General features: G+C 61.7%; 11 protein-coding genes. 10 read left to right on the plus strand and 1 reads right to left on the minus strand.

The window, feature by feature from the left end; translation table 11 throughout:
* The first annotated feature begins 52 nt into the window (after positions 1–52).
* From DSY14_RS24430 to DSY14_RS28965, 5 genes are all read left to right on the plus strand, one after another.
* Complete coding sequence (locus DSY14_RS24430) at positions 53–418, plus strand: hypothetical protein (RefSeq protein WP_211718967.1); 366 nt, start codon at positions 53–55, stop codon at positions 416–418.
* A 249-nt stretch (positions 419–667) separates the two neighbouring features.
* A complete protein-coding gene (locus tag DSY14_RS24435; protein ID WP_211718968.1) occupies positions 668–991 on the plus strand; it encodes a hypothetical protein in 324 nt (107 codons plus the stop codon).
* Positions 984–1,346 (plus strand): DUF6507 family protein, encoded by a 363-nt coding sequence (locus tag DSY14_RS24440; protein WP_211718969.1) that lies wholly within the window; start codon positions 984–986, stop codon positions 1,344–1,346. Before DSY14_RS24435 ends, DSY14_RS24440 begins: the two co-directional genes overlap by 8 nt.
* A gap of 51 nt (positions 1,347–1,397) precedes the next feature.
* Complete coding sequence (locus tag DSY14_RS24445; protein ID WP_211718970.1) at positions 1,398–4,322, plus strand: hypothetical protein; 2,925 nt, start codon at positions 1,398–1,400, stop codon at positions 4,320–4,322.
* Positions 4,323–4,330: 8 nt separating this feature from the next.
* A complete protein-coding gene (locus DSY14_RS28965) occupies positions 4,331–4,789 on the plus strand; it encodes a hypothetical protein (protein WP_249188397.1) in 459 nt (152 codons plus the stop codon).
* Between the two features lie 330 nt (positions 4,790–5,119).
* Here DSY14_RS28965 and DSY14_RS29660 read toward each other — a convergent pair whose 3' ends face one another.
* Positions 5,120–5,338: a transposase gene (locus DSY14_RS29660; RefSeq protein ID WP_211718976.1), complete on the minus strand. Its 219-nt coding sequence runs from the start codon at positions 5,336–5,338 to the stop codon at positions 5,120–5,122.
* A gap of 444 nt (positions 5,339–5,782) precedes the next feature.
* Between DSY14_RS29660 and DSY14_RS24460 the strand changes: the two genes are divergently transcribed.
* From DSY14_RS24460 to DSY14_RS24480, 5 genes are all read left to right on the plus strand, one after another.
* Positions 5,783–6,076 (plus strand): contact-dependent growth inhibition system immunity protein, encoded by a 294-nt coding sequence (locus tag DSY14_RS24460; RefSeq protein ID WP_307851323.1) that lies wholly within the window; start codon positions 5,783–5,785, stop codon positions 6,074–6,076.
* Positions 6,077–6,503: 427 nt separating this feature from the next.
* The gene (locus DSY14_RS24465; protein ID WP_211718971.1) at positions 6,504–6,953 is read left to right on the plus strand and encodes a hypothetical protein; all 450 of its coding nucleotides are present in this window, start codon (positions 6,504–6,506) and stop codon (positions 6,951–6,953) included.
* Positions 6,954–7,177: 224 nt separating this feature from the next.
* The gene (locus tag DSY14_RS24470) at positions 7,178–7,657 is read left to right on the plus strand and encodes a hypothetical protein (protein WP_211718972.1); all 480 of its coding nucleotides are present in this window, start codon (positions 7,178–7,180) and stop codon (positions 7,655–7,657) included.
* 164 nt (positions 7,658–7,821) lie between these two features.
* Entirely contained in the window at positions 7,822–8,139 is a 318-nt protein-coding gene (locus DSY14_RS24475; RefSeq protein WP_211718973.1) for a contact-dependent growth inhibition system immunity protein, read from the plus strand.
* 695 nt (positions 8,140–8,834) lie between these two features.
* Complete coding sequence (locus DSY14_RS24480) at positions 8,835–10,238, plus strand: DUF6177 family protein (protein ID WP_211718974.1); 1,404 nt, start codon at positions 8,835–8,837, stop codon at positions 10,236–10,238.
* Positions 10,239–10,310: the final 72 nt, after the last annotated feature.

The raw sequence follows: 10,310 nt of genomic DNA on the forward strand, positions 1-10,310 counted from the left end.
CTCTGCCCCCGCACCGACAACGTCGCCCACGCCCACACCGACCCCTGCTCCTGTGACGCCCCCGGCTCCGGCCACGCCCCCGGCACCGGAACCGGAGCGGTCGGTCGTCTCCCCGTGGAGCCGCCCACCCGAGCCCCCCGCAGAGCACGGGGCCGCGGCCCCGGCGCGGTCGCCCGAGGCGCGTCCCGGTCCGCAGGCCGTCGCCGCGCCGCCCGGCGCGGCGGAGCCCTTCCCGTCGAGCACCTTCGACCCGACCCCCCTCGCCAGGGGCGTGGAGGCGTGGACCGACGCCGTCGAGCAGACCCCGCCGATGGTCGGTGGCTTCGAGGAACGCATCGTGAACGTGCGGGCGGTCCCCACCTCCCTGGTCGGCAGGGCGTTGTTCCGGGTCAGCTTCGGGCGGATCAAGGTCGGGTGAGGTCGCGGGGCACGTCGGGTCGTCCCATCACCCCCTTCCGCCTTGTCGGGTGTGGCCGCTTCCGGCCACCGGCTCGGCGCGGCCGGGTTCATGACCTGGAGTGATCAAGGTGTTCGCGTGTGTCGTGGGCGCTATCTCGGTGACACATGTCGTTGCCGGCCGATAGAAATCCACAGGGGTCGGAATCAGGTTCGCGCTGCGAGCAACCCACCTCACACGCGGTCATTCGAACATCGGCGAGGGAGGCACATGAGGTTCGCGATCGTCCACACCGAGCCTTCGGACCCGTCCCCGGAGCGGACACCACAACCGGCGCGGGTCGAGGCGGGTCCCGTACCCCTGTCGCCCTCGGAGCGGATCACCGCGGCCGGTGAGCGCCTGCACACCCGCGCCGGCCTCGACGTGCTGAGGGCCCACGCCGGCCTGAACCGGTTGCGGCACGCGGTGGAGACCGCCCGCTCCACGAGTGCCCCGGTCGCCGCGTCCTTCCAGGACGCCGAGCCGGAATCGGGGCTGGAGACGTTCCGCCCCGCCGCGTTCGGCGGCCCCTCCCAGGAGGAGAGCGATGAGTGAGTGGTCCATCGACCCCGACCGGGTGAACGGCGTGCTCGCCGAGACCGCCGAGCACCTCGGTGAGGAGGGCGGATCCGGCGGCATGCTCGGGCACATGAACACGATCTCGACCACGGTCGAGTCGCTCAGTGACACCGCCGACAGCCTCCCCATCAGCATCGCGCTGGGCGAGTTCTGCGGACACTACTTCGACGTCATGGGCGGGATGGTCGCCAAGACGTCCAGCGGTCTCACGGGCGCCTCCGACGCCACCACCGCCTACGTCAACGGCGACCTGGAGATGGCCGCCGAGGCGCAGTCCGAGGCCGGGAAGGTCCCCACCGAGTACCACGACGACAACGTCTCCCTGATGTAGAGCCCCTCCGCCTCTCCCACCCGACCGCCACACCACAGTCAGGGGTCCCCCGTGCCTGACCTGTCCACCGTGCTCTCCGGCAGCCCTGCCGACCTCCAGGACTGTGACGGCATCATCGACCCGTCGGTGTTCCCCATCCCGACCGCCGACCACGTCCACCTCGCGGACCTGGCGTTGGACCTGCGCCAGGCGGGGGCGGCGATGGCGCAGACCGGTGAGGACACCATCGCCTCCTGGGGCGGACTCGCCGGTTGCTACACCGCGCCCGAGAGCGAGGTGCTCCTCGGCGCGCTGGACCCGATCGCGGGGGACGGGGAGGACGTCGAGTCCGGCGCGGCCCAGGCCGCCGACGCCCTGGCGGACTTCGCCGAGGAACTCCGTCTGATCAAGGGGGACTGGCATGAACTCAAGCTGCGTGCCGAGACCTTCCGTGAGAGCGTCATCGACGACCCGGAGTGGGACAAGGCGGACCACCTGCTCACCAACAAGAGCAGCAACGTAGAGAAGAGCAACGAGCTCAAGGCCGAAGCCGAGCGGCTGGTCCGCAGGTACGAGAAGGCCCAACGGGACTGTGCCAACGCCATCAACGCGGGGATCTCCGGTCGCACCAGGTTCTTCAGCTCGTTCGAGGCCGAGGCCGTGGGCAACCTGGGTCCCAACGCCTTCGTCTTCGACACGGTCCACGCACACACCGACATCCCCTCACAGTGGGGTGCGGACGCCTCCGCCGACCAGTTCTGGTACCAGGACGCCTGGGACGCCACGTGGGACTTCGGGACCGGAGTCGTCGAGGGCGCCGGTGGGATGGTGGGCGCGTACTCCTCCGAGGGATGGCTGGCCCAGTCCTGGGGTGACTCGCTCAAGGAGTACCACTGGGACAACCTCACGGCGGCGGCCTCCCTGGTGGGGATGTACGACGCCGAGACGGACTCGCTGGGGTGGGCGGGCAAGGAGACCATCGGGGAGGCGTGGAAGGAGCTGGCCCACTCGATCGTGCCCTGGACCGAGTGGGACGACCGTCCGGGGTACGTGATCGGTACCGCCGTGCTCAACATCGGCGTCACCGCGGTGGGAGTGGCCCTGACGGCGACGGGCGTGGGCGCGGCGGTGGGGGTGCCACTGCTCGCCTGGCGTGGCATGTCCATGCTGGACGGCATGGGCAACACGGGCCGAGGTGGCTCCGGGGCCGATGTGGATCTGCCCCCGCTGCCGAACCTTCCCGAGTCCGTCGGACAGGGTGCCCCGGTCGTCCGTCTGGACGCCAAGGACCTGGAGGCCATGGGGCTGAGCCCGGCGCAGATCGCCGAGATCGAGGCCGACCTGCGCCGGGTCATGGACGAGCAGGGCTCGGCCTCCGGAGGCGACGGAGGTTCCGGGACGCCCCAGGACCCCACGGTGCGCGAGACGAGGGCCTTCGACGACATCGCGGGACACCCGGAGAACGTGGCCCTGGCGGACCGGGTTCGCGCGGAGAACCAGCGCGGTATGGCGGACGGGGACCAGGCGGCGAAGGCCGGCACGTCGCGCGCCCCGGCCTCGGACGAGGGCACCTGGACCGCGAACGAATTGTTCGACGGGCCCGACGGCGCGCGTTCCCCCGTGCCGGTGGGGTCCGGTGGTCGTGACGGGGATTCCGCGTCGGCGAGCGTCACCCCGGCCCCGCCTCCGGTCACCGCGAACGCCACCGACATCGGCGGCGGTGGCCGTTCCCCGGGCAACGAGGTCGCCGGCGCTCGCGATGATCGCGGCGCGGACCTCGCCGACCGCAACCCCACCGCCACCAACCAGGACCCCGGCACATCGTCTCCCAGGGACCACGACTCCTCGGCCCCTGGTCAGGCGAACGGCACCTGGAGTGGTGGTCAAGGGTCGAATGCTGATTCCACATCCGGTGGTGGTGCACAGACCGGCAACGGTGGTCAGGGTGGCTCTGGCGGACCGAACACACATCATCAGCAACCTGTGACCGCCGAGTGGAGTAAAACCAGGGTGGTGGAAGAGAGAGGCCCCATCGGTCCAGGGGTCAACGAAGGAGCAAAGCCGACTCGACCTGAGCATGAGCTGAAAACAGAGACGGTGAAGGGGGAACAAGCACCGAAGCCGAAGGAGAGATTCGGTGACGGGAAGGATCTTTCTCCGAACACGAGTTACTCGGTATACGACACCGAAGGGAAGTATAGGGGAAAATATGTCACCGACGAAAACGGAGACATCAGGAAGATCCATGTCGATGCCCACTATTCTAAAGATCGACACCCGGAGTTCATGAATCCACGGCCGAACGCCGAGTATCACGTTAAAACCAAAAATTCGCTCCATGTCTATGAGACGAACTCAAACGGAAGAAATCTCACTTCGGAAGGGCAGTTCACTCGTGACTCGTCGCCACGGATAAGCAAGGAAGAGAGGGCCGTCACAGATGCGGCGAAAGATTACTATAAAGCTTACAATAAAATTCTCCAAGAGGATTTCCTTAACAATCCCGAGAAATATTCCGGACTGGATAGGGCTCCGCAGTTCGAGGCCACCACCTGGCACGGCGGGCATGTCGTTGGAATCGGGGAATTCGGGGGAATTCCTGAACGGCTGAATCAAGTTGCCATGATTGACCATGTGAATACTCATTCAAAGAATGACTGGGCCCTGGGAAATTCTTACCGAAACTTCGAGATGTCTATGTTTGATGTTCTTGAGGGTGATTTCGAAGCCATCTCTAAAAGAAGTGACGATTCATTTTATCGAAATCAATTGGACGCTTGGGAGTACGCTTACAGTCAAGGTCCACCGCCACCCGTGATTCGAGCTAAAGTGAGTCAAATCTACGATCCCAGTCTCCCGGATTTTGAGATCAAGGGGAAAAACGGGATGCCGGTGAAGATACTTGACGCCCCTCCTAGTGCGATCTATGTCGAGTACTCTATCAATGGAGTAGTCCAGCAAAGTATCGAACTAGCCAACTTGCCAGACATGAAATAGAGGAATTAATGTACGGATATAAAAAAGGCTGGATGGGTCCGGTTGAAGAGCAAGAATCCATCTCGGAAATCGCCTCATCCTTGGCTTCGCTACTGCCGGAAGAGTGGAAGTCTGCGGATTATCTGATTATGGCCGTTGGTGCATACTCGGTGTCCCAGCTCAGGATGGAGGATGTCAATGGTGAGACTATTCACGTGAGTCTGCCCGCTGCAATTCTCGTGAATGTCAAAACTCTTCGCTCCGGCATGTACAAATCGAATGAAGGCACCTGGTTCACTTGGAGCTTGAAACTTTGGGCGGAGGGAAAATTCAGGTCATCGTTCGACTACGATAATCCTCCGCCTTTCTTGATTCAGCCGGGATTGGGTGAATATCGTAGAGAAGTGCAGCTCTTTCCGCGTAGCCCTGAGTTTATTCCCGAATGGCTGCAAGAGAAGCTCGATGAGATAGATCGAAGGCTGCGGTGACTCCTCTTCCTGGTAGTACGTGAGCTTTCAAGGTGGGGAGAAAAGTTAGGAATCGAGCACAATAATTTGCGCTTGAGGATGGTTGATTTTGGGGCATATGGCTTCTCTTTGTGCCCCAACGTACGTTCCACCTGCGGGAGGAGCCAGACCAGGTGATCGAGCGCTCGGCCATGTACCGGTGAAGCCCCAGGCGTTGGGAGGACTCGATCCAGCTGCGAGCCAAGCGCACCCCGATGCCGCGTTCGTGCGGCCAGTTGTGCCGCGCCCGGGAGTGGTAGGACTTGCCACCGTGGAGTTTGGACGGATGCCGCCGCCGGGGCCTCGTCGCGGTCACACCGCAGGGACTGTCCTTATCAGGGCTTTGAGCGCGGCGCCGTCGTTGACATTGGCCGCGGAGATCGCGTAGCTCAGCGGCAGGCCCTGGTTGTCGCACAGCAGTTGGAGCCTGGAGCCGCCCTTGCCCCATCGGTGGGATTGTGCCCCGTGCTCTCCCCTGTCTTGGCGCGGATCGACTGGGATCCCACAGTGTCGCGGTTGAGGCTTGAACAGACCGTCGGGTTGTTACTAGGAACAGCCGGGGGCCTGGACGAACAGCATGGTGCCCGGTACGGCTCTCTGGTCGGCTCGGGGCGGCCGGTCTTCGGGGCCGGTGGCAGTAGGGGCCGGACGATTGCCCAGAGCCCATCGAACGACGTATCACTCACAAAGTCTGATCATGCTCAACGGGGATACTTCGAAGTGCTTTTGAGATGGGCTCTGGTGCGAGTTTTGAATAACGGAGTACAAGGATGGTATCGGTCCACCGAATCGAGCGTCACGGTAGAATTGAAGTACGCCCCCTGTGTGTTCCGGTATCATTATGACGTACGCGTCTCATTCCCGGCGCCAAAGATCAGTGAGCTGCCCGTGGGTAATCCAAATTAACTATATCGCGGCATATAGGAAGAATTTAGGAGATCTTCAATAAGCATCCCCACTGATGAACAGCTCGGTGTGATCTGTAAATTCTTCAAAACCTTCATGCATCAAGATTGGACAATTTCCGGAGAGACTCTCGAAGAGGTGTTTGAGAGCATCGAAGGTTTTCAAGAAATGAGAGGAGGAATAAGGCAAGGTGCTCGGGCGTTAGTGGAGTCAGAACTCACTGACCAGCAGCTGGATGAGATTATTTTCGGCCAATGGGGTTCTGGTTATGAGCCAGAAGTCGAGGATTTTGGAAATTGGAGATCCGCGCTCGAGGAAATCATCAGGCTTTGCGATAAATATGATGCGCTAGAAGGGCGTTAGTTTTATAATAATAATTCGACGTTCAGGTTTCCCGCCATTGTGAGATAATCCGATTCCTCGGATGATTTCGCAGGATAATTGCCCCAATGGAAGTCAAGTGGGTGAGATCGATTCCGACGTCATGGATCACGTGGACGAGGCGTCGGCCGTTTTGGAAGTTCGCGGTTTCACTGGGAAAATATGGAACGAAGAGGATTCTTGGGCATGGCGCGTGATACCCCTACCCTCAGCGCCGGGGGAAGCACCCGACGGTGTGGCCTGGTGGCAAGCCAAGGAGCTCCCCCAATTGGCCCCTGGCGGCCAAGGCGTTCTTCATTTTCACGGTGTCCCCTATAGCGGGGAGTCCTTAACGTGGGATGCAGAGGGTCGTTTAGTGGTGCGAACCTTCCTGGAAGGGGTGGAGGACGACCCCTTCACTGTGTGCTCTGTGAGCAAGAAGATCATCATGCTGGGGGTCCGGCGCTCCCCTCATGGGCCGGTGGGACCTTGGCACGAATGGGACGAGCAGGGTCGCCTGCTTCGGGAAACCATCTACGACGCGCTGGGCAACAGGATCATTCACCGCGAACTCGATGAAGACCAGAACATCATCCGGCAAGAGCACTTCGAGCCCGCTGCACTTCTGACCGACGCGCGAACAGGTGAGCAACGCCCCGCCCCTTGGCTGTGGTCTCTGCATGGCAAAGCTGCGTCTACCAGGGCCTGGATGGTCGGGTCGGACCAGGTTTGGGTTCGTGCGTCGATGCTGAGGAGCGTCGCCACCTTCGCGCACGATCTCCGGGCCTTCCCGGTTTTCATGGAGAGTGGCACGGGAGGTCGGGCGATCGAGCATGATCTGGCTCTCTCAGACAGGAATGACTTGCCTCGGCCCCGTTGATTTCATCTGCCAGGAGAAGCGCTCCTTTGCACCTTTCCGTTCAACCGCCCGCAATCTACTGGCGAGAGGCGCCCAGGGTAAGTACGACCATCGAACTTTTATTTGTACATGCTTCTCTGATTCCTTGTGGCTCCAGCGGGAGGAGATGAACGGAGAAAATTAACCGTTGTCCTTAAGCTGATCAACAGTCCAGATGTTCCGCATATTATCGAAAGAAGGTAAGAATGGCGAGCAAGTTCGAGATTCTTGCACGACGTATTCAGAGTATTACCTGGGAGGCTGACTGCTTAAAGGAGAAGTCGCAAGTCAGACTTGTTCAGGAGTACCTGAGGCGTACGGCGATCTGGATGCAGGAATTCGGCAGAAAAAATTGGCCATTTAGTGACGTCGCTTGGTTTATCGACCCAGGCGTCAGAGTTCCAGATGAGGAGCTTGACCGAATTCTTGTGGGAATTTCTCATGGGGGAACCTACTATAGTGGCAAAACTTTGGAGTGGTCGCTACATTTTGCTTACCTCCAAGATGAGAAGAGTATCCAATATGATCTTCCGGATCCGTATGAGCCGCTGATTCGAGTTTACGAAAGAGGTGACTCTATCAACTACATCACCCCAGGATTCATCGAAGTCGGGCGGACGCTTATGCCGAAGGGTAAACTGGAAGGGTATGCCCAACTAAAACCGCTGCTCGATACTTCCGAATAGGCCCTCAGGTGGATCGATGATGGCGATTGATCTGGAAGTTGTTTGTGAGTGTTTTTGAGAGTCCTGTATTTCGCTTTCCTGGTGTGCCTAATTTTAGGTCCTCGGCAAAGTAAATATGAAATACCAGAGAGCGATGGATCGAGAATTCCGAATCTAGGGTCAGTGTGAACTTTGAATCGACCAATCTGAGTGAGGCTCGTCTCTTCTTTAATAATTATCTTCATCAAGATTGGGATATTGATGGAAGTACGCTTGAGGAGGTGTTTGATAATAATGACGGTTTGGGAAGTCTGAAAGAGGGCCTCCGGCGAGGATCTCAGGAGTTGATAGATTCTGATTGCAGCGACAGGGAACTGGCTCAACTTTTCCTTGGTGATTGGACTTCTGGTTACGAGCCAGAGCACGGGGGATATGACAACTGGCGCGACGTGCTCAGGGAGATTATCAGGCTCTGTGACAAGTATATGGAACTGGAGAAGTGACCTTCTATGCAACTGAGCTCCCTGGGCTAGGATTCGGTCTTCCTTTGGAGTGGACTTGCTGGGTTTCAGAAAAGGCTGGATGGGTCCCATTGAAGAGCAAGAGGCGATTGCGGAAATCGCCTCGATCTTGGCGGGATAATTGCCAATCGGTTGGAGGTCCGCAGAGTTCTTCATTATGGCGGTCGGTGCTTATTCCATTGCACAGCTTGAGGTGGAGAATGAAACCGGAGATGTCCATAATGTCAGCCTGCCCACGGCGATCATTATGCACTCGCAGACACTTCGATCGGGTATGTTCAAGATCGAGCAGGGTGCCTGGTTCACATGGGAACTGAAGCTGTGGGCAGATGGAAGGTTCAGATCGTCATTTGACTACGATAACCCTCCCCCCCCTTCTCGATCGAGCCTGGGATGGGTGAATATCGTCGCGAAGTGCAACTCTTTCCGCGGAGTCCTGAGTTCACTCCAGAGTGGCTGCAAGAGAAGCTCGATGAGATAGATCGAAGGCTGCGGTGACTCCTCTTCCCGGAAGTCGTCGAGCCGTTCCGAGGCAGATCGTCAGGCTCTGTGACGTGTACGAGGAGTCTGCGAGGTGATCCCCTCCTGCGAGTCCGTGTGGGCGGGGCCGGCTTTGACGGGTGGGCCCGCTAGCGTGGCCAGGGTCTGCAACGCCCCCTTCGCCGAGGAGTCCCCGGTTGAGCCGTGACGTCATCGCCCTGTTGCCGGAGAACCCGGGGCGCCGTTCGCTTCTGGAAGCCCTGGCCGCGGCCGATCCGGCACTGCGCATCCGGCTGGTCGCCGAGGGGACTCTGGTGGAGTTGCGCGACGACGACGGGCGGCTGCTGCTCGCCGTGCAGTCCGGACAACGGCTGGCCACCGCCTCCGAGGTCGACCGGCTGCTGGGGGAGGACCTGACCGACGACCTGCCCGCGCAACCCCTGTGGGTGGAAGCGCGTGGAGCCGAGGTCGAGGACGTGGCCACCCGAGATCTGGCCCGGCGGTTCGCCGAGGCACTGGTCGAGCGGCACGGCGGCGTGGTGTGGGAGGCGGAACCCCGATTGACGCGGGACGCGCCTCTGCTCGGGGCCACCGACCACCCGGCGGTGAGCGCGGTGACCGAGAAGAACGCGGTCCTGGTGCAGGACCGTCCGGTGGTGCCGTTGTCCAACTGGGTGGTGGACGCCCTGGCCAGGTACGGCCGCGAGGGCCTGGGGCTGCAGATGGTCACCCCGTCGAGCTCCACCATCACCCACGCGCTGCGCGGACTACTGGCCGAGCCGAACGCGACGTGGGTGGTGCGGACCGCCGGTGGTCACCACTACGACGGGTTCAACGGGCTGCCGCTGGTGTGGCGGGAGAACGTGGGGTACGTCGCGGACCCGCGGGCGCGTACCGAGGAGGGACCGCACGCGGACTTCCGCGCACGTGAGGAATATGTCACCGGCTCCCTGCTCCACGTGGACCTTCAGGTGGACCACCCGGCCTTCGACGAGTTGGAGCTCGGCGAGGTGGTGGAACTCCTCTCCACCCGGTTGGCCGGTGCGCCGCCATCGGTGTGGGGTGTGGCCGAACCGCTCGCCCAGGAGTGGGACACGGGGCGGCTCACCGCGTTGGCACGCGGCCGGGCGCCGGGGGAGACCACGGTGCTCTTCCACGGGCCGCACGGTGCGGAGCCGACCTTCAGCGGACGATGGCGGGCCGCGCGGACCGCTTCGGGTGTGCGCGAGCACGTGCGGTTCACCGTCGGGTCGGAGGGGCAACCGGACCTGGACGCTTTGGAGCCGTTGGTGCGCGCGTTGGCCGAGCAGGACGGGTTGCGCTCCATGACCGTGCGGCGTGCGATGGGCCGTGCCGACCTGACCCAGCCGCCACGTTGGGCGGGGGTTCCGGTCCCGGTCGGACTGGCGGTGGGCGCCGAGGGCGTGAACGCGGTGGGCAAGGCGACGGCGTTGGCCGCCCCGGTCAAGGGCAGGGCGTTCGGTCCGCCGATGACCCCGGTGGTCTGGTACCGGATCGGTGACGGGGCGGAACCGGACGGGTGGACGCGTTTCAAGGCCTTGATGCGGCACCTGCGTCCGCCGTCCCCCTCACGTCGCTGATCCGCGGCGACCTCGTCCACCTGGGCCGATACCACCGGGCGCCGCTGCCCGCCCGCCCCGCACGCACCACGC

Origin of the sequence: Nocardiopsis sp. MG754419 (assembly GCF_018207095.1) — a bacterium.
Taxonomy (GTDB): Bacteria; Actinomycetota; Actinomycetes; order Streptosporangiales; family Streptosporangiaceae; genus Nocardiopsis.